This window comes from Flagellimonas aequoris (genome assembly GCF_003584165.1).
In the GTDB taxonomy this organism is placed as follows: Bacteria; Bacteroidota; Bacteroidia; order Flavobacteriales; family Flavobacteriaceae; genus Flagellimonas; species Flagellimonas aequoris.
Map to the genome: position 1 here is coordinate 207,221 of NZ_QXFJ01000031.1, position 24,575 is coordinate 231,795.

Here is a 24,575-nt window from a genome sequence, read left to right on the forward strand (position 1 = left end):
TTTTATTGAAGGACCGTTTTCAACTGGTTTCGGTATTCCGAAGGGTTTTGTCCCGTAAATGCCTTGAACGATTTGTTGAAGTGCGAAAAATTGTTGAAGCCACTATCATAACACACTTGGGTTATGCTGATGGGCTGTTCGGCCAATAATTTGGAGGCATGCACCAATCGGTATTCGTTCACGAACTGGGTAAACGTCTTGTTGGTGATCTTTTTAAAATATCTACAGAATGATGGGACCGTCATGCTCACCATATCCGATATTTCCTCCAAACTGATATCTTCCTTGAAATTCGCCTTTACGTGGTTAAAGACAATATTGATGCGGTCATTGTCCTTCACTTCTGTTTCCAATGAGAAGCCTTCGGCATTCAGCACGTTCATCTCATCCGAGGTGGCCAATTGGTTCAATATATTAAGGATGGAAAGTAATCTTTGAAAATCGGTCTGGTATTCCAAGATCTCCATTTTCTCTCCTACTTTCATTTTAGTCTTTCCATAAAAGGCAATACCGCCCTTGGCCACTTCAAAAAGCTTTTGGATGTTTTTCATTTCGGGAATGTTGAAAAAATCACTTCCCAGAAAATCCGCTTTCATCTGTATCAAGGTCTCACTTTTGTTTCCTGTGAGCTTATCCGTAAAACCACAGTGGGGAAGGTTGGATCCAATAAGGATCAGATCCCCGTTTCTATAATAGGATACGTGGCTGCCTATCTGTCTTTTTCCCGAGCCTCCATTCACATATACCAGTTCCAGTTCCGGGTGGTAATGCCAGCCATTGTTCTTGTTCTCATTGCTTTCGTTGAACTTTTGAAAAGTGAACGAGTGACCAAAACTGGGGGCTATAGCTTCAAATGCAGGTTTTTGAATCATAAGTTCCAATTTTTTATTTGGTAATGTAAAGTTAGGACGGTATCCCCAACCAACATATCTGCAAAATTACCACAAATGTGTGTTAAATTAACATTAACGTCCAATTAACATACCCATCGTGTTAAAATTGCATATAAACTGGAAAAGATGGTGGTATTCCTGTCCTCAATTGCACCATACATTTGTGTTGTAATCTAAAAAAAGCGAAATGTTATGAAATCAGTAGTAAAAAACTTAACAGTAGCAGCAGCCCTTTTGGTTAGTGCCATCGGGTTGGCAAACGGAACCGCAGTTGATTTTGGTAAAAAAGTGACTGCTAAATACGAAGTAGAAAAGAACTTGGTGAAAGTAAACCTTGACCCTGTATTTGTAAAGAAAGGACAAAAGATCATGATGAACCTTTTGAACATCTCTCAAGGAAAAGTACTTCTAAAAGTTTACGATTCCCAAAACAGACTTGTTTTTGACGAGGCCATCGAAGGGGATATCGTGGTTGAAAAGGCTTTCAACTTCGAAAAAGCTTATCAAGATAAATATACCGTAGTTGTAGTGGACAAATTTGGTACCTACAAAGAAACTATGGTAGTAAGATAGTTTGTTTAGTTAATTTTTATGTGCATTGGGGGCCGGGAGGCCCCCTTTTTTTATGCCCATTTTTTTAAGCTTTCCCTTTTGTTTGGTGGTAGTGCATCATTGCTAATGGCCCATTGTAACAATTCTTGGTCTTTTTCCCTGTTGAACAATAAACCATAAAACTGTTGAATGGTCAACGGGTTGGGGGATTCCTCCACCAGTTCCAGAAAATCTCCGACACCAACCTCACCCCTTTCCAATACTCGAACATAGGATCCTGGGAATCCATGATCTATGAATTCTTTTAAAATATTCTGATTGCCAAACCGGATGCCCAACTTAAAGCAAGGCTCTCGTGGCTGGGTGATCTGCACCAAGGCCGAACCCAACTTGTAAATGTTGCCGATCTTCAATTGGGCTTCGTCCAAACCTTCCACGGTAAGGTTTTCCCCAAACATGCCCCAATCCCATGGCAAGTCGGGATATTTCTTTTGCCAAAAAGGGTATTGTTCCTTTGAAAAGAGATAACAGGCCTTAAATTGACCACCGTGTACATTTCTGTTGGCAATGGTATCGTCGCGAACAGCTTCCGAATCCAAGAAAATGGGTCCGGGGACAGGGTATTTGAAGATTCCCGTGGTCGTTTTTTCGTTGTTCCACATGATTTCCGTGGATTGGCCTAAGTTGGTGGAGATGACTTTCATACTGCCAAGATAAAAAAACCACCGCGATGGGCGGTGGTCCTTCATACTGTTTTTGGGTATTTTAATCTTCCTTTTCCAAGCGCTTGGTCATGGTAAAACCGACCAAAAGGCCCACGCCTGCCAAGGTAAATATGGTTCCAGGATAGGCCACACCTTCTTCCACACCAAAGGAATAGACCAGAATAGAGCCCACAAAAATGGCAACCCCGATACCGATGAGTAGAAGGGCAATGTTAAGGATGACAATTTTCCAAAAAGGAGCGGCTCCTTCTCTACGTCCCTTTACAAAGATGCTGGCTTCGGCACCTTTCTCGATCAAGGCCAACCTTTCTTTGTTACGTGTTGAAAAATAGAGGTAGGCGATGGCAAAAATGACCCCAAAAATTACTGGTAAAATGATTACTTCAGATCCCATGACAATTCGTTTTTATGATTATTTATATTTTTTGTTCATAGCCTATGACGACGCTTTTTTGATCTAGGTTACATAATTTTATAAAAATTGTAATCCATGTAACCTAAAAGGTACATTAGTCGTCCAATGTGCAATGCTGACCAACAAGGAAAAAAATCTGATAGAGGAAATTCGCCGTGGCAATGCCAGGGCCTTCACCGATTTGGTAGAAAGGTACAAGGATTTGGTGTTTACCCTGTCCTTGAGGTTATTGGGCAATAGGGAAGAGGCCGAGGAGGTTTCGCAGGATGCCTTTATAAAAATATATAAATCATTGGCTACCTTTAAGGGGGATTCCAAAGTATCGACCTGGATCTATAGGATTGCATACAATACGGCCTTGGATCGGATCAAAAAGAATAAAAGGGCCCATGACCATATTGAAATTGACCAAGTGAGGAAAATGGGTTTGGCCGATATGGACGATGCGCTGGATAAAATGGTTCAGGAAGAAAAAAGGCAATTGATTGACCAATGTTTGGCCAAATTACCGGCCGAGGATGCAGGGATCATTACCCTGTTCTATTTTGAGGAAAAAAACCTTTTGGAAATGGAGAAAATTTTGAACGTCTCCGCCAATACGATAAAAGTGAAATTGTTCAGGGCCAGAAAAAAATTGGCCGGTATCATGGAAACCAGTTTAGAACGTGAAATACTTGAAAGCAATGGATAAGCACGAAGAAAAAAAATTGGAGGAGTTTGTGGACCGCATCATGGCCGATGCCCCATTGGAATCCCCATCGGTGGATTTTACCAAAAATCTGATGCAGAAGATTGAGGCGCAATCCCATCAAGAGGCCTTTCAATATAAACCCATTATGTCCAGATCCGTTTTGGTGGGACTATTTGTGGCTTTCTCGGTTTTGATGGGCTATGTTATCTCTCAATATGGTTTGGGCGATGGAACCGGCTGGTTCGATAAGATTACCTGGGAGCCCAATTTTAAACCGCTTTGGGGTTGGTTGGAAAACTACACCTCTTCCAAAGTATGGGTATATGCGGTACTGCTATTCGGATTCCTATTTTTTGTACAGGTACCTTGGCTCAAAAAGCACATGGATCGGACAGCTTTGTTAAAGTGAGGCGTAGGAATAGGCCCAATACATCAATACAAATTGAAGGGGAATCCTGAGGACCAACACCCATTTGGGCAGTCCCATGGCGGCTTTTTTATTTGATAGCATATAAAAATGAACAGGAAGAAAGGCAGCAAGCATTAAAAGGATGCCAAAACTTGACAACCTTCGAGTGGCATCAAAACATAAGGCAATGCCCAAAACAATTTCAGCCACCCCACTTAGGTAGACCAAAAATTTGGAGTAGGGAAGGTAATCGGGTATGATGCGCTGATACATTTTCGGTCTTACAAAATGCATAAGGCCTGCAAGTACATATAAGCCGGCCATTAAGTAGAGGTGCCATGGAGCCATACATTAATCTTTGAATTTCCAAAAAGGGATGGCCGCTTCGGTAACGGTGACCACTGACCCTTTTTCCTTCCGCATCCGTTTTAACCTTAGGATGTGTTTTCCTTCCTCTATATCAGAAATTTTAAGGAAAGTCTCAAAACCGAGAAGGTCGTTCATTCCAGTCGTCAATATAAAATCTTCGTCCCTATTTAACGTATCAACCTGAAAAGAATATATTTCGTTAAATGTTTTAAGGTACACTTTACGAATACTGTCCTTTTGGCTTAGGCTCGTGATCTCATCGCTCCAATTGGTATTTATGTTGATGCCGGAGGTAAGTCCACGACGGTCTTTTTTGGGTCTTAGCGAATCGTTGTGCAAAAAGATACGCTCCTCCAAATGTTCGGAAAAAGGAATGAAAACATTTAAATAAGATGTAGTGATCACTTTGGAGGGAATGACCACATCACCCGGAAAATCACCATCCTCGATCAACATGTCCAAATAATTTTTCTTGTTCGCAAAAACACTGGAAGAATTCAAATCCTTTTCCAAATAATTGGAATGGCGGTATTCCAAACTGGTGATGATCAGGATGACGAGGTAAATGGGTGCAAGCAACAAGATCAGCCTTTTTCCAAATTTGTTGTCCAAGAAATTATAGACCAAAGGTCTATAGAGAAAAGAGAGGGTCAAAAAACTGAAGACCCAATACACTGGAAAGTAAAATTTGGCCACCCATTTGTTCTTTTTGAGCAAGCCTTGGGTCAAAAAATCGATAAAGGTGAGCAACATCCCAAATACAATGAACAGCATCAGGATAGTTCCCAAAATGCTGCCCAACCATTCGGGCAACCAATCTCCTTCAATGATAAAACTGCCCACCAATACCATGGAAATGATAACGGTGGTCATGGCCAAAACATAGAAAATCAGCAAAAAGGAAATGGCGAAAAGGACACTGCAATAGTTTTCCAGATTGGCAATGTACCGATCAAAGGACACAATGCGCTTTTTGAGATAATTGGTGAACCTTTGCGCATAATTCAGTGTTTCAAATTCTATATCCCCTGAAACGTAGCGAAGTCCCAAGGCCCCGATCCAAAGTCCCCTCAAGATTACATGGAGTAATAAGTTGAACAATAGGATGGAAGAAGCAATGTGTAGAATGAAATAGGCCACAAAGCGATAAATGTGTTGCTCGTTCTCGGCATTCACCATTTCCAGACGTAACGGCTCATAAGCCGTGAACAGCCCAAAGATGGCAAAACCCGAAATGATGAGTTCCAACTCCCAGCTTTGCTGCTGCAGGGAATCCAATAGTTTTTTAAAGGATGGACTGTTGTAATCGTTGTTGCCCACGGTCTGGTCGATTGATGCAACAAGATAAACATTAAAAAGAAAAACCGCTCAAAATGAGCGGTTTTGTACATCATATTAGTAATCCAATCTTTATTTGATCATTTCATAGCTACGAGCGATGAACTTGGTGAGTTCTTCGCCCTTCAACAGTCCTTTGGACAGGCGGGCCAAATCCAGGGATTGGTTGATCAACCGTTCCCGTTTTTTGGCGGTCTTGGTATTCAAGATCTCACCTACCAGTTCGTGGTTGGTGTTCACGATCAGATTGTACATATCGGGCATATTGCCCATACCGAACATACCGCCACCGGTACGTTGCATTTCCTTCATTCGGCGCATAAATTCAGGTTCCGTGATGATGAACGGTGAAGCCTGACTGTCCATGGCTTCCAATTGAATGGTGTAACCCTTGCTGGAGATGACTTCTTCCAATTCGGTCTTCAACTGCTCCTTTTCCTCGTCCGAAAGTTTGGAAATGGCAGTGTCTTCTTTTTTGATGAGGTTGTCGATATGGTCCGCATCAACCCGCACAAAGGACAGTTTTTCCTTTGTTGTTTCCAGTTTTTGGAGCAAGTGCGGTACAATGGGCGAATCCATCAATAATACCTCATAACCTTTGGCTTGGGCAGCTTCAATATAACTGTGCTGTGCCTCCGTATCCGAAGCATAAAGGACCACCAACTTTTCATCCTTGTCGGTCTGGTTGTCCTTGATCTTGGCCTCCAACTCTTCAAAAGTGTAGTATTTGCCATCCACAGTGGGGTATAAAGCAAAACTTTCCGCTTTTTCAAAGAACTTTTCTTCGGATAGCATGCCATATTCAATGACCACCTTGATGTCGTTCCACTTCTGCTCAAAATCTTCACGGTTGTTTTTGAAAAGGGAACTCAACTTGTCCGCAACTTTTCTGGTGATATAGGAAGAAATTTTCTTCACCGCACCATCGGCCTGAAGGTAAGAACGCGAAACGTTCAGCGGAATATCAGGGGAATCGATAACTCCGCGTAGCATGGTCAAAAATTCTGGTACGATTCCTTCCACATTATCCGTGACGAATACTTGGTTTTGGTATAGTTGGATACGGTCTTTTTGAATGTTGAGGTCGTTCGTCAACTTGGGGAAATATAAAATTCCCGTTAGGTTGAAAGGATAGTCCACATTCAAATGGATATGGAACAAAGGTTCCTCAAACTGCATGGGATATAGTTCCCTGTAGAAGCTTTTATAATCCTCATCGGTCAAATCCGTAGGCTGCTTGGTCCATGCTGGGTTGGGATTGTTGATGATGTCGTCCACCACTTGGGTTGATGCCGGTTCATCTTCCTTGGCGCCTTCCGGTTTGGGTAAGGTTTCGGTCTTGGTCCCGAACTTGATCGGAATGGGCATGAACTTGTTGTACTTCACCAAAAGGCCACGGATTTTGGAATCGTCCAAAAATTCGGTGGAGTCTTCGGCTACATGCAAGATGATTTCGGTTCCCCTTTCTGTCTTGTCCGACTCGGTAATGGTGAATTCCGGGGAGCCATCACAGGTCCAGTGCACCGCTGGGGCATCTTGATAACTCTTGGAAATGATCTCTACCTTTTCGGCCACCATAAAGGCGGAGTAAAAACCAAGACCAAAGTGACCAATGATCCCAGCTTCCTTACCGGCGTCCTTGTATTTGTCCAAAAACTCTTCGGCGCCTGAAAAGGCCACTTCGTTAATGTATTTTTTGACCTCTTCTTCGGTCATCCCGATGCCTTGGTCAATAATATGGATGCGTTTGTTGTCCTTGTCTACCTTCACCTCAATGATGGGGTTGCCATATTCCACTTTGGCTTCGCCAATAGAGGTAAGGTGTTTTAGTTTCAAGGTCGCATCCGTAGCGTTGGAAATAAGCTCCCTCAAGAAAATTTCATGGTCGCTGTACAGAAATTTTTTGATTAAAGGGAAAATGTTCTCTACTGAAACATTGATTTTACCTGTTGCCATCGTTTTGTTTTTTCTTTTATCTATATGGCATTCGACAAAAAAAATACCAGAATGGCAAATATGACAAACTGACATTGGAAACCGTCATATTTTACCTAAACTGAATTTTAACAAAATTTTGTTTATTCTTTTCTTTTAAAAATTAAACAAAATATCGTATCTTTAGACTGTTATAGGAAAAAATTGCTGTGAAGAAGTTCTGCACTATAACAAGTTTGTTTATTTATTGGTTAGGTTGTGGAAAATGCACTTTCGCTCGGAAGTGCATTTTCTTTATTCGCTTGCCACAGGTTGACCAATGATTGTTTCACCCTAAAGAATGAGTACAATGGCAACATTAGTAAAAACCAACATCACCGAGGAAAAGATTATCACATGGTACATGGATTCTGTTCTGGAAAATGGAAAGGTACCCGAATCTGTTTATAAGTTTTGCAAGGCAAACAAAATAGGGGAGGACACTTTTTACGGATTTTTTGGATCCTTCGAGTCCATACAACAAAGGATTTGGCACAAGTTTTTTGACAATACCACGGCTTTGCTGAACAAGAACAAGGATTACGCTACCATGTCCAATGAGGATAAAATGTTGACCTTTTTCTTCACTTTTTTTGAAAACCTGACCTTGAACCGCAGTTACGTGCTGTTTGCGCTCAAGGAACACCGGAATGCATTCGAAGGATTGGCCCAACTGAAGGGCTTACGGAAATCCTTCAAGGAATTTGCTACGGAATTGATTCATATCAGAAATGAGGAAAAGAACCTAAAGATCTTAAAATATAATGAGCCGCTGTTTTCCGAAGGGGCTTGGCTACAGTTTTTGTTCCTGTTGAAATTTTGGATGGAGGACAGTTCGCCAGGGTTCGAAAAAACGGATATCGCGATTGAGAAATCCGTAACCACGATCTTTCAGATTTTTGAGAATACCCCTTTGGAAAAGATTATTGACTTTGGGAAATTTCTGTACAAAGAAAAGTTTGTGTAGTACCGTATGAAAACATTGGACAAAATACCCACCGGAAAAATAGAGCGGGCGGGAAAATTGGTGACCACCGGTGTCAAGATCGGCGGGAATTATGTGAAGTACTATGGCAAAAAACTCGTTAACCCGGATACTTCCAAAGAAGAGCTGGACCATGACAATGCCGAGGATATATATGATGGCCTGAAGAGTTTGAAAGGCAGCGCCCTAAAGGTTGCCCAAATGTTGAGTATGGAGAAAAACCTGCTGCCCAGGGCCTATGTGGAAAAATTTTCCCTTTCCCAGTTTTCTGTTCCCCCATTATCGGCCCCTTTGGTCCGCAAGACTTTTAAAAAATACCTTGGACAATATCCAGAGGACATTTTTGACCATTTTGAAAAAGATTCCGTGAATGCGGCAAGTATTGGTCAAGTACACCGTGCCACTAAGGATGGCAGGGAATTGGCTGTAAAAATTCAATATCCGGGTGTTGCGGACAGCATCAGCAGCGATCTGGCCTTGGTGAAACCTGTGGCCATTAAAATGTTCAACCTAAAGGGAAAGGACTCCGAGAAATATTTCAAGGAAGTGGAACATAAATTGATCGAGGAGACCAATTACATTCTGGAATTGGAACAGAGCAGGGAAATTACTGAGGCTTGTGCCGTAATCCCCGGTATGGAATTCCCAAAATACTATCCCGAACTTTCCAGTGAACGTATCCTCACCATGGATTGGATGAACGGGTTACATTTGGGTGAATTTACCAAAACCGCTTTTGATGTCGATCTTGGTAATCGATTGGGACAGGCACTATGGGATTTTTACATGTTCCAGATCCATCATTTGAGAAAAGTGCATGCCGACCCACATCCTGGCAATTTCTTGGTAAGTGGTAACGGCAGCCTGATAGCGATAGATTTTGGCTGCATCAAGGCCATACCCGATGAGTTCTATGTTCCGTATTTTGAATTGGCCAACTTGGAAAACCTTGATAATGATACCATCTTCATGGAAAAGCTCTATCAACTGGAAATCCTGACCCCAATGGATAGTACAGAGGAACTGGAATTTTTCAAGGCGCTGTTCAAGGAAATGCTCAGTATCTTTACTTCTCCCTTCAACAAAGAGGAGTTCGATTTTGGGGATGCGGGCTTTTGGTCCAAGATTGCCGAATTGAGTGAACGTTATTCCAAGGATGAACAGATCCGAAAGATGAACGGAAATCGAGGCTCCAAACATTTTCTGTATATGAACCGCACCTTTTTTGGACTTTACAATCTGCTACACGATCTTGGGGCCAAGGTGAAAGTGAACCATTTTAAAAAGTACATGGTCTAATTTTGTTAATATATATCCAGTTCTTTGGATATATTTTTTACTTTTCCATTATTTAGCCTATACTTTTTTTAAAAATTTCTATTTAAGCACTTCGTAATGTACAACTCAAGAATATCAGGATTAGGATTTTATGTGCCCGAACATGTGGTGACCAATGACGATTTGTCCAAGATGATGGACACGAATGACGAATGGATTCAGGAACGTACCGGTATCAAGGAAAGACGCCATGTGGTGAAAGGGGAGGACACTACGACCTCCATGGGAGTGAAAGCCGCTGAAAAAGCCATTGAACGTGCCGGTATTGACAAGGATGAAATTGATTTTATCGTGTTTGCTACCCTCAGTCCGGATTATTATTTTCCAGGACCAGGTGTTTTGGTACAACGTGATCTTGGTTTGCCTACCGTAGGGGCCCTCGATATCCGAAATCAATGCTCGGGATTTGTATATGGTATTTCGGTGGCCGATCAGTACATTAAAAGTGGCATGTACAAGAATGTGCTTGTCATCGGATCGGAACTTCATTCACATGGACTGGATATGACCACGAGGGGCCGGGGTGTTTCGGTCATTTTTGGTGATGGGGCAGGGGCCGCTGTTTTAACAAGGGAGGAAGATCTTTCCAAAGGAATCCTCTCTACCCACCTGCATTCCGAAGGCCAACATGCCGAAGAACTTTCTTTGATCGCACCTGGGATGGGCAAAAGGTGGGTGACCGATATCATTGCCGATGCCGATCCGGAGGATACTTCCTATTTTCCGTATATGAACGGTCAGTTTGTGTTCAAGAATGCAGTGGTCCGTTTTAGTGAAGTGATCATGGAAGGGTTACAAAAGAACAACCTTACCCCACAGGATATCGATATGTTGATTCCGCACCAAGCCAATTTGAGGATTTCCCAGTTCATCCAGAACAAATTCCGATTGTCCGATGACCAAGTGTTCAACAATATCATGAAATATGGCAACACCACGGCCGCTTCCATCCCGATCGCCTTAACGGAAGCTTGGGAAGAAGGCAAGGTCAAAGAAGGGGATTTGGTCGTTTTGGCCGCTTTTGGTAGTGGATTTACCTGGGGCAGTGTTATTATCAGATGGTAGTATCAGATTATAAAATATGTATAAATGAAAACCCCGATCCTTTAGGATCGGGGTTTTTTATTGAGGCCCTTGAAAGACTAACCAACCAACACTCTGACTAGGACCATCAAATTATTGTTATAGGATGCCGCCGCCACCTTGCTTGGTGTTGTCGTCCCTTCGCTTACGCTGTTTTGCGCGGTTCTTGCCACTTCCAAAACGATAGGAAAGACCTACATAAACATTGTTGCTCTCCCAATTAAAGGCGCCTTCCTGTGCGTAGGGGTAATCCCCTTCAAAGGCAAAACGCATGGTGTTGAAAATATCATTGTAATTAAAACTGATGGTTCCCTTGCCATCATCAAAACTGTAGCGGGCACCCAAGTTTACAAAATACATGGGATTGGCATCAAATTGGATGCTCTTGTTTCTGCCCCGATAAAATCCGAAAGCTTGCAGGGTCAATTTTTTGGTCACGGTGAAACTGTTGTTCATCCTCAGGTTCCAGGCCGTGTTGTCCACTTTAACCTGCTCCGTTACAATATCATCCTCTGTAGCATTGGGATCGGTAGTGTCCAATGTTTCTGAAAAGCCTCTTTGGGTTTGGGAGTACATATCAAAACTACCGTTAATGCTCCACCATTTTAAAGGCCTGTAATTTCCAGAAACCTCTACACCATAGGCTGATGTTTTATCAAAGTTGTCATAGGTGAGGATGGTCTTGTTCAGGTCCAAACGATCCACATATAAAGCCCTGTTGATTTCGTCGGAAATACTTCGGTAGAACACCCCTGAGGTTATGCTACCGTTTTTGAGCCTTCGGGTATAGTTCAGTTCATAGGAACTGGTAAACTGGGGCACCAAGTTTGGGTTACCGAAAGAAGAGATCAACGGTGTGGCAAATTCCCTGATGGGGTTTACCTGGTCCAAACCGGGTCGATCCACCCTTCTGCTATAGCTTACCTGCAATTGGTCTTTTTCATTTGGACTATAGGTCACGAATGCCGAAGGGTACAGCTGCGTATACTTATCGGTAAAGGCACGCACCGCATTGGTGTCCGCTTTTACCTCTACATCCTCGATCCGTACGCCCATTTGATAAGACCATTTTTTATAGGTCTGTCCAAAAGTGGCATAAGCGGAATAAATGTCCATAGCGTAAATAAACTTGGTGGAAGGCGTGGGAACCAAGTTTCCTTGTGAGTTGAAGGATTGTCCGGTTGATGAATAATCCACTTTCGACTCAAAATTCCTTGACTGCAACCCAAGCTCCAGTTTGGAAATGCTGTCCAACGGATTCACATAGTCCAAGTTGGCTGTGGTTTGGGTACGTTTGGTGTCCACAAAATCCTTGTAATTTGGATAAACAACGGCACCAACCGATCTAAAATCGGCATCCTGGCCACTGTCGAATAGGTTGTGGTCCACTTCCAGCTCAATGTTATGGCCTTCCTTGCCAAAATCAAGTTTATAATCAAAGTTGTATTGCTCGCTCGTATTGTCGGAAAGATCATCAAAATATTGGGTCAGGTTCCTGGAAGGGTCTTCAAAATAGTTGATCGCCACGGTTCCATACCCCTTTCCATCATAAATGTTCTGATTGGTAAAGAAGGAGATGGTATTCTTCTCGTTCAGGTAAAAATCAACCCCCAATTTGTATAGGTGCGATTTGTTGTTGTTGAGGAAGTCGAATTTTTGCCGTGAGTTTTCATCTACCCTCAAAATGCTTCCATCGTTTACCCATTTACCGATGTTGTTGCCATAGTTTCCGTAGAAATTGAACTTGCCGTTGCGGTAGTTCAAATCAATGGAACTGTTGAATTTGGCCTCGATACCCTTGGTTAGGCCCATACTTACGTTTCCGTTGAACCCTATATTGGCATTTTTGTGCAATATGATGTTGATGATGCCGCTCATACCTTCTGGATTGTACTTGGCAGAAGGGTTGGTGATCAACTCAATGGATTTAATGGAAGTTGAGGGAATCTGTTTCAACAACTGTGCAACCGGCACGTTGGAAAGCTTACCATCTACCATCACACGGACATTCGAATTTCCCCTTAAGGTGATATCCCCGGTTTGGGCATCCACGTTTACAGAGGGAATGTTGTTCATGATGTCAGATGCGGAGGCGCCGGAAGTGGTCAGGTCTTTGCCTACGTTGATCACTTTTCTGTCCACCCGTTGTTCAATGGTCGTTTTTTCGGCAACCACCTCGACCCCCTCAAGGTTTTGGGTCTCTTCCTCCAAGGTGATGGTACCTAGGTTTATATTCCTTTTGTCCTTGGAGATGACCAGTTTTTGGGAATATGTCTTGTATCCGATAAACTGAACTTCAAAAATGAAATTGCCATCAGGCAGTTTTTTGATGTCAAAAGTTCCGTCCTCCGTGGTAATGCCCCCGGTAACGGTTTGGGAACCATCTTCCGATTTAATGACCACAGCAGCATAGGCCACGGGTTGTTTCATGGTGTTGTCCACCACCGTTCCCGAAATGGAGCCTAAGGCGTCATCGGGATCATTGGCGTTGGAATGTGATGGGAATAGAGCGCACAGAAAGAGTGCAAAAAGTAAGGTCAACTTTTTCATGAGTTGTTCGTTTTTTGATTGATGAATTCGATTGATTGATGATATAGTTAAGACGCCATTGGCCGCGGAATGTTACAGCTTCACCTCATTTTAACATTCTTTAACATTATCAAAAAGGATAATTGCCTGACTGTAAGGTTGTCGTTCAAAAAAAGACCAAGGAAAAAAGTTTTGGAAAGAAGAAACCCCGGTAAATTTACCGGGGTTGATACATTGATAAGCTATACTAAACACTAACCATTAACTATAAAAAATACAGTCTTACCAATGAAATTTTTTATATATACAATAGACGGATTTTTTTTAAAATCGTTACAGTCTATCTTTAAGTTTAACACTAAAATTAACAAATGACAAAAACACTAGTTTTTGGGGCTTCAACAAACCCGGGAAGATACAGTAACATGGCAGTTCGTAGGTTGGTCGACCAAAATATTGAAACGACCGCATTTGGGATACATGGGGGAACTGTATCTGGGGTACAAATTAAAGACAACTTAGTTGATTTTCAAAATATTGATACCGTAACTTTATATCTGAACCCAACCCATCAAAGGGAATATTACCAGAAAATCGTGGATTTACGGCCCAGAAGAGTGATTTTTAACCCCGGAACCGAAAATCCGGAATTTTATGAAATCCTTGAAAAAGAAGGCATAAAAGTAGAAGTTGCCTGTACTTTGGTCCTGTTGGCTACAGGGCAATACTAGGTTCCAATTCCTTTTTTCTGATCAACCACAGGCCAAAAAAAGTCAGCAATCCATTAAGGGGCAAAAGCTCATAACCCATCTGGTAACCGCCTAAATAGGAGGCAGGGATATTGGCCACCAAAATGATGATGGTGACCGATAGAACAGCTACAATCCATACATAAGCATCCTTGATCTTGTGCTTGGTAAAAATACCAAAGGCGAAAAGACCCAAAAGTGGACCATAAGTATAGCCAGCGACCGTAAGCAAGCTATCGATCACATTACTGCTCAAGATATACTTGAAGGCAATGATGACAATGATCAACATGATGCTCATACCCACGTGTGCCTGTTTTCGTATTTTTTTCTGTTCTGCCTCCTCTTTCTTTTGAACGTTGAGAAAATCTACGCAAAACGAAGTGGTCAAAGAGGTAAGTGCACTATCCGCACTGCTATAAGCGGCAGCGATCAATCCCAGCATGAAAGTGATGGAAAGGGTAAGCCCCAATCCACTATTGAGGGCAATTTCTGGGAACAGCAAATCTGTTTTTGGGGTCCCATCCATTAGCGGGATGCCAATTCCGTTTTGTTTGGCATAAATGAACAATAATGCCCCCAGAAGCATGAACAAAAAAGTGACCCCGACCAATACAAAGCTGAACCAAACCATGTTCTTTTGGGCATCTTTCAGTGATTTGCAGGTGAGGTTCTTTTGCATCATATCTTGGTCTAGCCCCGTCATACATATCGTCACGAACATGCCACCCACAAAGGACTTAATAAAATAGTTTCGGTCTAAAAAGTTGTCGGTGACCAAAAAGGAACTATAGTTTTTCAATTCATCCGACTTAATAAATTCCCCAAAGCTCCATCCCAATTCTTGGTTGATCAAGACAATGGACAGGATAACGGCCAATATCATGAAAAGGGTTTGTAATGTATCGGTCCAAACAATGGTCTTTATACCTCCTCTATTGGTATATATCCAAATCAATAAAATGGAAATGACCACCGTAAACTCAAACCGCACTCCAAGGTCATCAAACACAAACTGCTGCAATACAATGGCGACCAAATATAACCGGAACGCGGCTCCCAAAACCCGAGAAACAAAAAAGAAAAACGCCCCCGTTTTGTGGCTGACCGTACCGAACCTTTCCAGCAGATACTCATAAATAGAGGTGAGGTTGTATCGGTAATAAAGGGGAAGCAATACAAAGGCCACCACAAAATACCCGAAAAGATAGCCTATCACTACTTGCATGTAGGTAAAATGGATGTCCTCCACCCAACCGGGTACCGAGATGAATGTAACACCGGAAAGCGAAGCCCCGACCATCCCAAAAGCCACTACATACCAGGGAGATTGTTTTCCTGCTTTAAAAAAATCGGCGTTGGAATCGTTTTTTCCAGTAAAGTAAGAGATCAATATAAGGACCAAGAAATAAGCACCTATAAGCAAGAGAATCTGAGTGGCTGACATAAATGGTATTTGATTTGCAAAGTACGAAAGTAAATTGGTAACACTAAAATCGTAATTTTGTTGGAGATTTGATGCTATGGAATTTTCATCCAAACTATTGGAAAATGCCGTGTACGAAATGTCGCAGTTGCCAGGAATAGGTAAGCGCACTGCTTTGCGTTTGGTGCTTCATCTGCTCAAACAGCCCGAGGAACGGACGGAGCATTTGACCCATGCCCTTTCCAAGTTGAAAAACGAGGTGAACTTTTGCAGGAGCTGCCACAACATCTCGGATACAGAAATCTGTGAGATCTGCGCCAACCCGAAAAGGGACGAGACCTTGGTCTGTGTGGTGGAGGATATTCGCGATGTGATGGCGATAGAGAACACGTCCCAATATAATGGGTTGTACCATGTGTTGGGCGGCAAGATTTCCCCCATGGAAGGAGTGGGTCCGCAGGACTTGAACATCGTATCCTTGATCAATAAAGTGAAGGAAGGAAAAGTAAAAGAACTCATCTTTGCCTTGAGTTCCACCATGGAAGGGGATACCACCAACTTTTATATCTATAGACAGTTGGAAGGTATGGAGGTAACGACCTCTACGATTGCCAGGGGAATTTCTGTGGGGGATGAACTGGAGTATGCCGATGAGGTCACCTTGGGACGAAGTATTTTGAACCGGGTACCTTTTGAAAATTCAATGAAGGCCAATTAGCTGGATCGCTAAATAATGAACATAAACCAATAATAAGTGAATTTCTTTAGTATTTTTGCAAAATATAACCTGAAATCACTTTGATAAGTAAGAATATGTCAAAATTTGAACTGAAATTACCGCAAATGGGAGAAAGTGTCGCTGAGGCTACCCTTACCACATGGTTGAAGGAAGTGGGCGATACCATTGAACTAGACGAGGCTGTTTTTGAGATTGCCACGGACAAGGTGGATTCTGAAGTGCCCAGTGAAGTGGAGGGTGTTCTGGTGGAGAAGCGGTTTGACGTAGACGATGTGATAAAAGTAGGAGAGGTGGTCGCCGTGATCCAGGTCAATGGGGATGTGGAGCTACCAACTGAAGGTTCCAATACAACAAGCACGGTTTCGGAGCCTGCTGAGGAGCCCGTAACGGTTCTTGAAAGCAATATGGCACAGACACAAAAAGCTGTTGCTCCTTCCACACCGGATTTTTCGAGTTCGGATAGATTTTATTCCCCTTTGGTAAAAAACATCGCCAAGGAAGAAGGGGTTTCCATGGAGGAACTGGAAGCCATTATAGGTACCGGAAGTGAAGGTAGGGTGACCAAAAACGATATTTTGGGGTACTTGGAAAATCGCACCTCCAATGGAAGCGCCAAACCTGCTGAGGTGCCAGCCATTAAGGAAACCAAGCCGGTGGAGACGGAAGCGAAACCAGTAAAAGAAGTCACGGAGAAACCAAAACCTGCAGCTATACCTGTGGGCGATGGGGATGAAGTGATTCCGCTTACCCGAATGGGCAAACTGATTGCCCACCATATGGTCGAGAGCATTTCAACCTCGGCACATGTACAGAGTTTTGTGGAAGTGGATGTGACCAATGTGGTGAACTGGAGGAACAAGGTAAAAAATGCCTTTGAGCAAAGGGAAGGCGAGAAACTTACCTTTACGCCAATATTCATGGAAGCCGTGGCCATGGCCTTGAAGAAATTCCCGATGATGAACATTTCATTGGATGGGGACAAGGTCATTAAAAAGAAGCACATCAATTTGGGAATGGCAGCAGCCCTTCCCGATGGCAACCTGATTGTGCCCGTAATCAAAAATGCCGACCAACTGAATTTGGTGGGGATGGCCAAGACTGTAAACGATTTGGCCAACCGTGCCCGCAACAACCAGCTAAAACCGGATGAAGTAAAGGATGGTACATATACCGTGACCAATGTGGGAACCTTCGGAAGTGTTTTTGGTACCCCGATTATCAACCAGCCACAAGTAGGTATCTTGGCTTTGGGTGCCATTAGAAAAATTCCATCCGTGATTGAAACAGGTCAAGGAGAATTCATAGGAATCCGCAGTAAAATGTTCCTTTCCCACAGTTACGATCACCGTGTGGTAAATGGTGCTTTGGGGGGAATGTTTGTAAAAGCAGTGGCAGATTATCTGGAGGCTTGGGACGTGAATAGGGAAATCTAAGGGAAAACCCCTTTTATTCCCTTCACTATGCTTAACTTTAAGATTTTTAAGCCCCATTTATTCATTCAATGAATTCCGCATGCAATTACAACTGACCAAACCCATTTGCTTTTTTGATTTGGAAACCACCGGCACCAACGTGGCCAAGGATCGGATTGTTGAGATTTCCATTTTGAAGATTTTTCCCAATGGGAACAAGGAAAGCAAGACATGGTTGGTAAATCCTGAAATGCCTATTCCGGCTGAATCGGAGGCCATTCACGGCATATCTGATGAAAAGGTAGCCAACGAGCCCACGTTCAAACAACTGTCCAAGGAAATTTACAAGATGATTCGTGATAGTGATTTGGCGGGTTTTAATTCAGATCGTTTCGATATTCCTTTATTGGTAGAGGAAATGTTGCGGGCCGATGTGGATTTTGATATGAAGAACATGGTTTCCGTGGATGTGCAGACCATTTTCCATAAAATGGAAAAACGTACTTTGGAAGCAGCCTATAAATTCTATTGCGATAAAAGCTTGGATGATGCCCACAGTGCCAAGGCCGATACCATGGCCACTTATGAAGTGCTCTTGGCCCAGTTGGAAAGGTATCCCGAACTGGAGAACGACATCAAGAAACTGTCGGAATTCACCACACGGAAGCAATCCTTGGATTTTGCAGGGTTTATAGGTCTGGATGAAAATGAACAGCCCATATTTTCGTTTGGAAAGCATAAGGGAAGAACCGTGGATGAGGTCATGGAGGCCGAACCTGGTTATTTTGGATGGATTTTGAATGCCGATTTCCCTTTGTACACCAAAAAAGTATTGACGCAGATCAAGCTGAGCAAGCTCAACAATAAAATATAATACAACATAACTCCCCTAAAACTGAATGAAACTGATTTGTATTGGGCGTAACTATGTAGATCACATAGACGAACTGAACAACGAGCGTCCTGAGGAACCAGTGGTTTTTATCAAACCCGATTCCGCAATACTTCCAAAAGAACAGGATTTTTATATCCCGGAATTTAGCAACGATGTCCATTATGAGGTAGAGGTCTTGGTGAAGATCAAAAAGGTTGGAAAACATATCGCCAAGGAATTCGCCCATAAATATTATGATGAAATTGGCCTTGGAATCGATTTTACCGCACGGGACCTTCAATCCAAATTAAAGGCAAAAGGACTGCCCTGGGAAAAGGCCAAAGGGTTTGATGGCGCCGCAGTGATTGGAAACTGGGTGCCCAAAAGCAAGTTTAAAAGTGTGGATGATTTACGTTTTTCCCTATCCAAAAACGGGGAGAAGGTCCAAAATGGAAATACAGCTTTGATGCTCTGGAAGATAGATGAGATCATAGCGCATGTATCTACTTACTTTATGTTGAAAAAAGGAGATATTATATTTACCGGTACCCCTGCGGGTGTTGGTAAAGTAAGCCCAAATGACTACCTTGTCGGTAGCTTGGAAGATGAGAAGCTATTTGAAATTAATGTAAGATAATGATTTACAGCCTCGATAAGATAAATGAGATGGCTGAGGGAGATGATGATTTCATAACCTCCGTAATCTCGGTTTTTTTGGAAGAAGTACCTGAAGATCTGGAAGGATTGGAGAAGGCCATCAATGAAAGGGACCATGAAAGTGTATACAAATTGGCGCACAAAATAAAACCCAATGTGGACATACTGGGCATGGAACAGACAAGGGCCATGGCCTTGGAAATCGAAACTATGGGAAAAAGTGTGGCCAGCATGGAGGAAATAGAGGGAAAATTTCCCTTGTTGAAGAAAGATATCCTTCAGGTGGTTTCTGAATTAAAGAAAGACTTCAATTTATAGATGCAAGCCGAAATCATAACCATTGGGGATGAGATCCTCATTGGGCAGATTGTGGACTCCAACTCCGCCTTTATTTCCAAAGAGCTGAACAAAATTGGCGTTTCGGTGTACCAGATCACTTCCGTTCAGGATGATCAAGATCATATCCTAAGATCTTTGGAAGAAGCAGGAAACCGCTCCTCTGTTGTTATTATTACGGGTGGACTGGGCCCCACCAAAGATGATGTGACCAAACCTACCCTGTGCCGGTTTTTCGAAGATGAACTGGTTAAGGATGATGAGGTCATGGCCCACATCGAGGAGCTTTTTAAAAAGTACATCAATTCACCCATTTCCGATTTGAACAGACAACAGGCCATGGTACCCACCAAGGCCAAGGTGCTCCACAATGCCTTCGGGACCGCTCCGGGACTTTGGATGAAAAAGGATAAGGTTTCCTATTTCTTTCTACCGGGCGTGCCCTACGAGATGAAAAATCTCATCACCACTTCGGTATTGCCGGCCATCATTGAAGAATATGAACGACCTCACATAGTACACAAGACCATCATGACCTATGGCATGGGAGAAAGTGCCATTGCTGAAAAAATAGCAGATTGGGAAGACAACCTGCCTTCCGAAGTAAAGTTGGCCTATTTGCCCAATTTGGGAAGGGTAAGGCTCCGGCTTTCCGCCAAAGGACCGGACAAAGAGGCTTTGTTGGCCATGGTGGAAGCGGAAGCGAAAAAACTGTACCCATTGATCGGAGATATCATGTATGGAGAGGAAGAAGATGGCGCCATAGAAGTCCAGATAGGTAAATTGTTGATTGAAAAGCAAATGACGTTGTCCACGGCCGAGAGTTTTACCGGCGGGAAGATTGCGGAACAGATTACATCCGTGCCAGGTGCCTCCAATTACTTTAAAGGAAGCGTGGTCTGCTATGCCACGGAAACCAAGGTGAAGATTTTAGGAGTGCCGAAAGAATTGATCGACAGACATTCCGTGGTTAGTGAAGAGGTTGCGATTGCCATGGCGGAACGGGCAAAAAACCTATTGGGAACCGATTTTGCCATTGCCACAACAGGCAATGCAGGCCCCACCAAAGGTGACTCAGACGCAGATGTCGGTACGGTGTATATCGCCATTAGTTCACCAAAGGGCACTTTTGCCCAACAATTCAGTATGGGAAACCACCGGGAAAGGGTGGTCAAGAAGTCTGTTGGTAAGGCTTTTGAGCTATTGTACAAAGAAATTTTAAATTTCTGAAAAAGAATTTTGTACGTCCCATTAAAATGGTATAAATTTGCAGCCTCAATAAAATCACTCAAAAGTTAGGGAGATGTCTAAAGTTTGTGAAGTTACAGGAAAAAAGGTGATGTTTGGAAACAACGTTTCCTTTTCTATCAATAAGACCAAAAGGAGATTTGACGTAAATGTTTCCAAAAAGAAATTTTACGTTCCAGAAGAAGATCGTTGGGTAACCTTGAACGTTTCTTCCAGAGGGTTGAAGATCATCAACAAGAAAGGAATCTCTGCTGTGTTGAAGGAAATCGATTCCAAAAAGTAAGTAGTAAAAGCGATTTAAGCACATTACAATGGCAAAGAAAGGAAATAGGATTCAGGTTATTTTGGAGTGTACAGAGCACAAGGAATCTGGTATGCCAGGTACTTCTAGGTACATTACCACCAAGAACAAGAAGAACACGCCAGATAGGATGGAGATCAAAAAATTCAACCCTATCCTCAAGCGTATGACCGTTCATAAAGAAATTAAGTAATCGCTTTTTCATCAAGAAAAAGGCAAACACAATATAAGCCATGGCAAAGAAAACAGTAGCAACACTTCAGACAGCGTCAAAAAGATTGACCAAGGCCATTAAAATGGTGAAGTCTCCCAAAACTGGTGCATACACATTCGTAGAATCTGTAATGGCACCTGAAATGGTAAATGACTGGTTGAACAAGAAATAAGGAAATATCCTTTTCAAGATACAGGAAGCCGCTTTTTAAGCGGCTTTTTTTATTGCAGAATTTTGTGGTTATTCTGTATTAGTTCTTATTGACTCTGTATGTGATATGCCGGTTGGTTACCACGGTGTTTACCTGTAAGGTCAAGGTGGCAGTATTCGAAATCGTAGACCCACAAACAAAAGCATCATTGCTCAGCACTACACGGAACTGGGTATTGTTTTCACTGGGCGTTGGGTTGGTTATCGTCAATGTCTGGGATGCTGTGCCGGAATAAAATCCTGAATCCGTAAGATCGGTCCAGACACCTGTATTGTAGAATTGCCATTGGTATTGGTCCGCGGCAGAACCCACTGTAATGGTAGTAGTGCACCCAGGGCAAGTAGTGGTATTCACGGGTTGGGAAGTAATGGTTGGTGCCGTTCCGACTTCCCTATAATCATAAACCGTGTTGGAATCATTATCTGCAGGCACGGTGTAACCATCCACGCCACTGGTTACAAGACCATTGGAGTCAATGGATACACTTAAAGGTCCTAAGATGCCATCATCATTGTCATCGGTAAAACCAGCTTCCAAAACACCATTGCATCCATCTCCGTCCGAATCCAAAACATAGGCATCGTAACTACCATCAGAATCCGAATCCAAAATAGAATAGGATAATATGGCATAGGCTGTGTCATTGTCCTCAATGCTATTATAGAGTCCGTTGGAACCAGAGCCAGATGTTGCCCCATCTATTCGACCATCATTGTTACTGTCGGAAACACCACTTATATCGAGCACCCCGGATTCAACAATATCCATAATACCATCGTTGTCCGAATCAAGGTCAAGATGGTTGCTGATGCCATCCCCATCGGTATCGCATACGGAACTGGCGAAAAGCTCACCCGTAAATCCTTCGGGGCCAGGACCCGCCTGGTTGGTGATGGTAAAAGTATTGTTGCTTCCCGGTATCCAGGTAATCGTATTGAATGGGGTACCCCCTTGGGCCTCCATCACTTCCAAGGAAGTAGAAGATGTAGAGCGCGTGCCGTACAAAGTGGCCTGTCCCGATTCATCCACAATCAATCTTAATCTCGGTAAGCCATTGGAATTTGCGGTCCACGGGGAGTTGATAAAAGCCCCATCGGATTGAAAAACAAAATATTCATCTCCGGCATCAAGCGCCCCGCTTTCAAATTCCAGAACGGAGGGGTGTACCGTAGTTCCATTGATATCCAATTGAAAGGAGTTGTCCATGGAAGAAAAATCCAATCGCAAATAACCGGTATCCGTATGGTTCGCCACCACCGATCTTTGTCCTACATCTGCCGAAGTTAAAAATGAAGCATTGATGGAGGTACAATATTCCTCTTCATCCGTTATCCCATCATTATCATCATCCAGGTCTACAGTGTCGTATATGCCGTCGCCGTCGGTATCGATTAAAGGAACTGATGTTGCCGTAATGGTCACGTTATCTATATATACACGGTCGCTACTGTCTGACCAATTTCCTCCACCTTTTATAAAACGAATGGTGGTATTACTTGACATGTAGGCTGAAATATCTTGATTGAAGGTACCGGTTTGACTTCCAGAAAAAGTGTCCAAGGTTGTAAATGAAGAACCATTGCTAGAAATCTGGATGGCTAGGGTTTCACCGGATTCGAGACTGGAAGTTTGCCAATCAAAAGAGAGGCTCGCGGAGGTGTAACTGCTAAGGTCGGCAGTTCTCCTAAGGTTTTCCGTCCAGATGTAGTAGAAATACAGTTGTCCTCCTGTTATTCTGATGTATCCGTTGGAGGCTGAATTGTTGTCATTGGACTCTACCCAACTACCTGACCAATTTTGGGTTCCGTTGTTGTTGGAATAGGATACGGAGCTAAAGGAATCAGAATAGGTTTCCTGGGCCTTGATCGTAATGCATAGCATCATCACAAATACTAAGATGAACCTATGTAAAAGATTTTTCATTGGAATTGATGTAAACTAAGCCAAGTTAAAAGTAAGAAAGGCTCCCGGCCTCCTAAAAATTTTGTTGTGTAGCCGTGCATTTCATCGGTAAAACCTTGTCTGACCGAAGTTTGTAAGATAAATATGGGAAAAATGGGCCGGATGTCATAATGGGTCTCCTCGGTAATTTGATTTAACAAAACTCCCCTTACTTTCCTATATTTGACATTCAACTAAGAACACAAGATGAGCCTATTCAAAAATATATTTTCAAAAGACAAAAAAGAGACTTTGGACAAGGGACTGGAAAAATCCAAGACCAGTTTCTTTGGCAAGTTGGGCAAGGCTGTTGCCGGAAAATCCAAAGTAGATGATGAGGTGCTGGACAATTTGGAAGAGGTGTTGGTCACCTCGGATGTTGGGGTGAACACCACCTTAAAGATTATTGAGCGTATCGAGGAACGCGTTTCCAAAGACAAATACATGGGAACTGATGAGTTGAATACCATTCTGCGCGAAGAGATTGCCGGGCTCCTTTCCGAGACCAACATCGGTGAAGAAACCGAGATTTCCGTGCCCAAGGATAAGAAACCCTATGTGATCATGGTGGTAGGTGTCAATGGTGTGGGGAAGACCACGACCATTGGCAAGTTGGCCCATCAATTTAAGAACAAAGGATACAAAGTGGTTTTAGGCGCTGCGGATACCTTTCGTGCTGCGGCCATTGACCAATTGGAAGTTTGGGCCAAACGGGTAGATGTGCCCATCATCAAACAAAAAATGGGCAGTGACCCTGCTTCGGTTGCCTTTGATACCTTGAATTCTGCCGTTGCCGAAGGGGCTGATGTAGTTTTGGTGGATACCGCTGGTCGTTTGCACAACAAGGTCAATTTGATGAACGAACTTTCCAAGGTGAAACGCGTCATGCAAAAAGTGGTGCCCGATGCTCCCCACGAAGTGCTTTTGGTTTTGGATGGCTCCACGGGACAGAATGCTTTTGAACAGGCCAAACAATTTACCAAGGCCACGGAAGTGACCAGTTTGGCGGTGACCAAATTGGACGGTACGGCAAAGGGGGGGGTGGTCATCGGTATTTCCGACCAGTTCCAGATTCCGGTGAAATATATCGGTGTGGGTGAGGGCATTGAAGATCTTCAAGTATTCAACAAATACGAGTTTGTTGACTCATTTTTCAAAATATAGGT

At 43.0% G+C, this 24,575-nt stretch carries 26 protein-coding genes; 17 read left to right on the forward strand and 9 right to left on the reverse strand.

The window, feature by feature from the left end:
* Nucleotides 1-2 precede the first annotated feature (2 nt).
* Nucleotides 3-872: an AraC family transcriptional regulator gene (locus D2U88_RS18745; RefSeq protein ID WP_119642068.1), complete on the reverse strand. Its 870-nt coding sequence runs from the start codon at nt 870-872 to the stop codon at nt 3-5.
* A gap of 213 nt (nt 873-1,085) precedes the next feature.
* On the opposite strand from D2U88_RS18745, the gene D2U88_RS18750 reads away from it, so the two are divergent.
* A complete protein-coding gene (locus D2U88_RS18750; RefSeq protein ID WP_119642069.1) occupies nt 1,086-1,466 on the forward strand; it encodes a hypothetical protein in 381 nt (126 codons plus the stop codon).
* Nucleotides 1,467-1,516: 50 nt separating this feature from the next.
* On the opposite strand, the gene D2U88_RS18755 is transcribed toward D2U88_RS18750, so the two are convergent.
* Nucleotides 1,517-2,149: an MOSC domain-containing protein gene (locus D2U88_RS18755; RefSeq protein ID WP_119642070.1), complete on the reverse strand. Its 633-nt coding sequence runs from the start codon at nt 2,147-2,149 to the stop codon at nt 1,517-1,519.
* A 61-nt stretch (nt 2,150-2,210) separates the two neighbouring features.
* On the reverse strand, nt 2,211-2,564 hold the full coding sequence (locus tag D2U88_RS18760; protein WP_119642071.1) for a DUF6249 domain-containing protein: 354 nt from the start codon (nt 2,562-2,564) through the stop codon (nt 2,211-2,213).
* 133 nt (nt 2,565-2,697) lie between these two features.
* Between D2U88_RS18760 and D2U88_RS18765 the strand changes: the two genes are divergently transcribed.
* Together D2U88_RS18765 and D2U88_RS18770 are read left to right on the forward strand one after the other, a co-directional pair.
* The gene (locus D2U88_RS18765; protein WP_119642072.1) at nt 2,698-3,276 is read left to right on the forward strand and encodes an RNA polymerase sigma factor; all 579 of its coding nucleotides are present in this window, start codon (nt 2,698-2,700) and stop codon (nt 3,274-3,276) included.
* Nucleotides 3,269-3,685, forward strand: coding sequence for a hypothetical protein (locus D2U88_RS18770; RefSeq protein WP_119642073.1), 417 nt, complete (start codon nt 3,269-3,271; stop codon nt 3,683-3,685). The genes D2U88_RS18765 and D2U88_RS18770 overlap by 8 nt, the downstream gene beginning before the upstream one ends.
* Here D2U88_RS18770 and D2U88_RS18775 read toward each other — a convergent pair.
* The 3 genes from D2U88_RS18775 to htpG all read right to left on the reverse strand — a co-directional run bounded on the left by D2U88_RS18775 (nt 3,677) and on the right by htpG (nt 7,348).
* Complete coding sequence (locus tag D2U88_RS18775) at nt 3,677-4,033, reverse strand: DoxX family protein (RefSeq protein ID WP_119642074.1); 357 nt, start codon at nt 4,031-4,033, stop codon at nt 3,677-3,679. The genes D2U88_RS18770 and D2U88_RS18775 overlap by 9 nt on opposite strands.
* A 3-nt stretch (nt 4,034-4,036) precedes the next feature.
* A complete protein-coding gene (locus D2U88_RS18780) occupies nt 4,037-5,374 on the reverse strand; it encodes a hypothetical protein (RefSeq protein WP_119642075.1) in 1,338 nt (445 codons plus the stop codon).
* A 90-nt stretch (nt 5,375-5,464) separates the two neighbouring features.
* On the reverse strand, nt 5,465-7,348 hold the full coding sequence (gene htpG / locus D2U88_RS18785) for a molecular chaperone HtpG (RefSeq protein WP_119642076.1): 1,884 nt from the start codon (nt 7,346-7,348) through the stop codon (nt 5,465-5,467).
* Nucleotides 7,349-7,676: 328 nt separating this feature from the next.
* Here htpG and D2U88_RS18790 point away from each other — a divergent pair, with 328 nt between their 5' ends.
* The 3 genes from D2U88_RS18790 (at nt 7,677) to D2U88_RS18800 (ending at nt 10,754) form a co-directional block, all read left to right on the forward strand.
* Nucleotides 7,677-8,333 carry a TetR family transcriptional regulator C-terminal domain-containing protein gene (locus D2U88_RS18790; RefSeq protein WP_119642077.1) on the forward strand — a complete coding sequence of 219 codons (657 nt, stop codon included), beginning with the start codon at nt 7,677-7,679 and terminating at the stop codon, nt 8,331-8,333.
* A gap of 6 nt (nt 8,334-8,339) precedes the next feature.
* On the forward strand, nt 8,340-9,650 hold the full coding sequence (locus D2U88_RS18795) for an ABC1 kinase family protein (protein WP_119642078.1): 1,311 nt from the start codon (nt 8,340-8,342) through the stop codon (nt 9,648-9,650).
* Nucleotides 9,651-9,746: 96 nt separating this feature from the next.
* On the forward strand, nt 9,747-10,754 hold the full coding sequence (locus D2U88_RS18800) for a 3-oxoacyl-ACP synthase III family protein (protein ID WP_119642079.1): 1,008 nt from the start codon (nt 9,747-9,749) through the stop codon (nt 10,752-10,754).
* 117 nt (nt 10,755-10,871) lie between these two features.
* On the opposite strand, the gene D2U88_RS18805 is transcribed toward D2U88_RS18800, so the two are convergent.
* Nucleotides 10,872-13,322 carry a TonB-dependent receptor gene (locus D2U88_RS18805; RefSeq protein ID WP_119642080.1) on the reverse strand — a complete coding sequence of 817 codons (2,451 nt, stop codon included), beginning with the start codon at nt 13,320-13,322 and terminating at the stop codon, nt 10,872-10,874.
* Between the two features lie 350 nt (nt 13,323-13,672).
* Between D2U88_RS18805 and D2U88_RS18810 the strand changes: the two genes are divergently transcribed.
* On the forward strand, nt 13,673-14,032 hold the full coding sequence (locus tag D2U88_RS18810; protein WP_119642081.1) for a CoA-binding protein: 360 nt from the start codon (nt 13,673-13,675) through the stop codon (nt 14,030-14,032).
* Here D2U88_RS18810 and D2U88_RS18815 read toward each other — a convergent pair.
* The gene (locus D2U88_RS18815) at nt 14,016-15,497 is read right to left on the reverse strand and encodes a sodium:solute symporter (protein WP_119642082.1); all 1,482 of its coding nucleotides are present in this window, start codon (nt 15,495-15,497) and stop codon (nt 14,016-14,018) included. The two genes, D2U88_RS18810 and D2U88_RS18815, sit on opposite strands and share 17 nt — an antisense overlap.
* A gap of 76 nt (nt 15,498-15,573) precedes the next feature.
* Between D2U88_RS18815 and recR the strand changes: the two genes are divergently transcribed.
* The 9 genes from recR to D2U88_RS18860 all read left to right on the forward strand — a co-directional run bounded on the left by recR (nt 15,574) and on the right by D2U88_RS18860 (nt 21,429).
* On the forward strand, nt 15,574-16,194 hold the full coding sequence (gene recR, locus D2U88_RS18820) for a recombination mediator RecR (RefSeq protein WP_119642083.1): 621 nt from the start codon (nt 15,574-15,576) through the stop codon (nt 16,192-16,194).
* Nucleotides 16,195-16,289: 95 nt separating this feature from the next.
* On the forward strand, nt 16,290-17,648 hold the full coding sequence (locus D2U88_RS18825) for a dihydrolipoamide acetyltransferase family protein (RefSeq protein WP_119642084.1): 1,359 nt from the start codon (nt 16,290-16,292) through the stop codon (nt 17,646-17,648).
* A gap of 79 nt (nt 17,649-17,727) precedes the next feature.
* On the forward strand, nt 17,728-18,501 hold the full coding sequence (locus D2U88_RS18830) for a 3'-5' exonuclease (RefSeq protein WP_119642085.1): 774 nt from the start codon (nt 17,728-17,730) through the stop codon (nt 18,499-18,501).
* 25 nt (nt 18,502-18,526) lie between these two features.
* Nucleotides 18,527-19,138, forward strand: coding sequence for a fumarylacetoacetate hydrolase family protein (locus tag D2U88_RS18835; RefSeq protein WP_119642086.1), 612 nt, complete (start codon nt 18,527-18,529; stop codon nt 19,136-19,138).
* A complete protein-coding gene (locus D2U88_RS18840; protein WP_119642087.1) occupies nt 19,138-19,476 on the forward strand; it encodes an Hpt domain-containing protein in 339 nt (112 codons plus the stop codon). Before D2U88_RS18835 ends, D2U88_RS18840 begins: the two co-directional genes overlap by 1 nt.
* Nucleotides 19,477-20,724 carry a competence/damage-inducible protein A gene (locus tag D2U88_RS18845; protein ID WP_119642088.1) on the forward strand — a complete coding sequence of 416 codons (1,248 nt, stop codon included), beginning with the start codon at nt 19,477-19,479 and terminating at the stop codon, nt 20,722-20,724.
* Between the two features lie 73 nt (nt 20,725-20,797).
* Nucleotides 20,798-21,025 carry a 50S ribosomal protein L28 gene (gene rpmB, locus D2U88_RS18850; RefSeq protein WP_119642089.1) on the forward strand — a complete coding sequence of 76 codons (228 nt, stop codon included), beginning with the start codon at nt 20,798-20,800 and terminating at the stop codon, nt 21,023-21,025.
* Between the two features lie 28 nt (nt 21,026-21,053).
* Nucleotides 21,054-21,236: a 50S ribosomal protein L33 gene (gene rpmG / locus D2U88_RS18855; RefSeq protein ID WP_031444791.1), complete on the forward strand. Its 183-nt coding sequence runs from the start codon at nt 21,054-21,056 to the stop codon at nt 21,234-21,236.
* Between the two features lie 40 nt (nt 21,237-21,276).
* The gene (locus tag D2U88_RS18860) at nt 21,277-21,429 is read left to right on the forward strand and encodes a DUF4295 domain-containing protein (protein ID WP_119642090.1); all 153 of its coding nucleotides are present in this window, start codon (nt 21,277-21,279) and stop codon (nt 21,427-21,429) included.
* Between the two features lie 78 nt (nt 21,430-21,507).
* On the opposite strand, the gene D2U88_RS18865 is transcribed toward D2U88_RS18860, so the two are convergent.
* Nucleotides 21,508-23,391 (reverse strand): hypothetical protein, encoded by a 1,884-nt coding sequence (locus D2U88_RS18865; RefSeq protein WP_119642091.1) that lies wholly within the window; start codon nt 23,389-23,391, stop codon nt 21,508-21,510.
* 225 nt (nt 23,392-23,616) lie between these two features.
* Here D2U88_RS18865 and ftsY point away from each other — a divergent pair, with 225 nt between their 5' ends.
* Nucleotides 23,617-24,573 carry a signal recognition particle-docking protein FtsY gene (gene ftsY / locus D2U88_RS18875; protein WP_119642093.1) on the forward strand — a complete coding sequence of 319 codons (957 nt, stop codon included), beginning with the start codon at nt 23,617-23,619 and terminating at the stop codon, nt 24,571-24,573.
* Nucleotides 24,574-24,575 lie beyond the last annotated feature (2 nt).

Coding starts and splice junctions, on each gene's coding strand:
- D2U88_RS18745 (WP_119642068.1), bottom strand. CDS start 872: ATGATTCAAAAACCTGCATTTGAAGCTATAGCCCCCAGTTTTGGTCAC.
- D2U88_RS18750 (WP_119642069.1), top strand. CDS start 1,086: ATGAAATCAGTAGTAAAAAACTTAACAGTAGCAGCAGCCCTTTTGGTT.
- D2U88_RS18755 (WP_119642070.1), bottom strand. CDS start 2,149: ATGAAAGTCATCTCCACCAACTTAGGCCAATCCACGGAAATCATGTGG.
- D2U88_RS18760 (WP_119642071.1), bottom strand. CDS start 2,564: ATGGGATCTGAAGTAATCATTTTACCAGTAATTTTTGGGGTCATTTTT.
- D2U88_RS18765 (WP_119642072.1), top strand. CDS start 2,698: ATGCTGACCAACAAGGAAAAAAATCTGATAGAGGAAATTCGCCGTGGC.
- D2U88_RS18770 (WP_119642073.1), top strand. CDS start 3,269: ATGGATAAGCACGAAGAAAAAAAATTGGAGGAGTTTGTGGACCGCATC.
- D2U88_RS18775 (WP_119642074.1), bottom strand. CDS start 4,033: ATGGCTCCATGGCACCTCTACTTAATGGCCGGCTTATATGTACTTGCA.
- htpG (WP_119642076.1), bottom strand. CDS start 7,348: ATGGCAACAGGTAAAATCAATGTTTCAGTAGAGAACATTTTCCCTTTA.
- D2U88_RS18790 (WP_119642077.1), top strand. CDS start 7,677: ATGGCAACATTAGTAAAAACCAACATCACCGAGGAAAAGATTATCACA.
- D2U88_RS18795 (WP_119642078.1), top strand. CDS start 8,340: ATGAAAACATTGGACAAAATACCCACCGGAAAAATAGAGCGGGCGGGA.
- D2U88_RS18800 (WP_119642079.1), top strand. CDS start 9,747: ATGTACAACTCAAGAATATCAGGATTAGGATTTTATGTGCCCGAACAT.
- D2U88_RS18805 (WP_119642080.1), bottom strand. CDS start 13,322: ATGAAAAAGTTGACCTTACTTTTTGCACTCTTTCTGTGCGCTCTATTC.
- D2U88_RS18810 (WP_119642081.1), top strand. CDS start 13,673: ATGACAAAAACACTAGTTTTTGGGGCTTCAACAAACCCGGGAAGATAC.
- D2U88_RS18815 (WP_119642082.1), bottom strand. CDS start 15,497: ATGTCAGCCACTCAGATTCTCTTGCTTATAGGTGCTTATTTCTTGGTC.
- recR (WP_119642083.1), top strand. CDS start 15,574: ATGGAATTTTCATCCAAACTATTGGAAAATGCCGTGTACGAAATGTCG.
- D2U88_RS18825 (WP_119642084.1), top strand. CDS start 16,290: ATGTCAAAATTTGAACTGAAATTACCGCAAATGGGAGAAAGTGTCGCT.
- D2U88_RS18830 (WP_119642085.1), top strand. CDS start 17,728: ATGCAATTACAACTGACCAAACCCATTTGCTTTTTTGATTTGGAAACC.
- D2U88_RS18835 (WP_119642086.1), top strand. CDS start 18,527: ATGAAACTGATTTGTATTGGGCGTAACTATGTAGATCACATAGACGAA.
- D2U88_RS18840 (WP_119642087.1), top strand. CDS start 19,138: ATGATTTACAGCCTCGATAAGATAAATGAGATGGCTGAGGGAGATGAT.
- D2U88_RS18845 (WP_119642088.1), top strand. CDS start 19,477: ATGCAAGCCGAAATCATAACCATTGGGGATGAGATCCTCATTGGGCAG.
- rpmB (WP_119642089.1), top strand. CDS start 20,798: ATGTCTAAAGTTTGTGAAGTTACAGGAAAAAAGGTGATGTTTGGAAAC.
- rpmG (WP_031444791.1), top strand. CDS start 21,054: ATGGCAAAGAAAGGAAATAGGATTCAGGTTATTTTGGAGTGTACAGAG.
- D2U88_RS18860 (WP_119642090.1), top strand. CDS start 21,277: ATGGCAAAGAAAACAGTAGCAACACTTCAGACAGCGTCAAAAAGATTG.
- D2U88_RS18865 (WP_119642091.1), bottom strand. CDS start 23,391: ATGAAAAATCTTTTACATAGGTTCATCTTAGTATTTGTGATGATGCTA.
- ftsY (WP_119642093.1), top strand. CDS start 23,617: ATGAGCCTATTCAAAAATATATTTTCAAAAGACAAAAAAGAGACTTTG.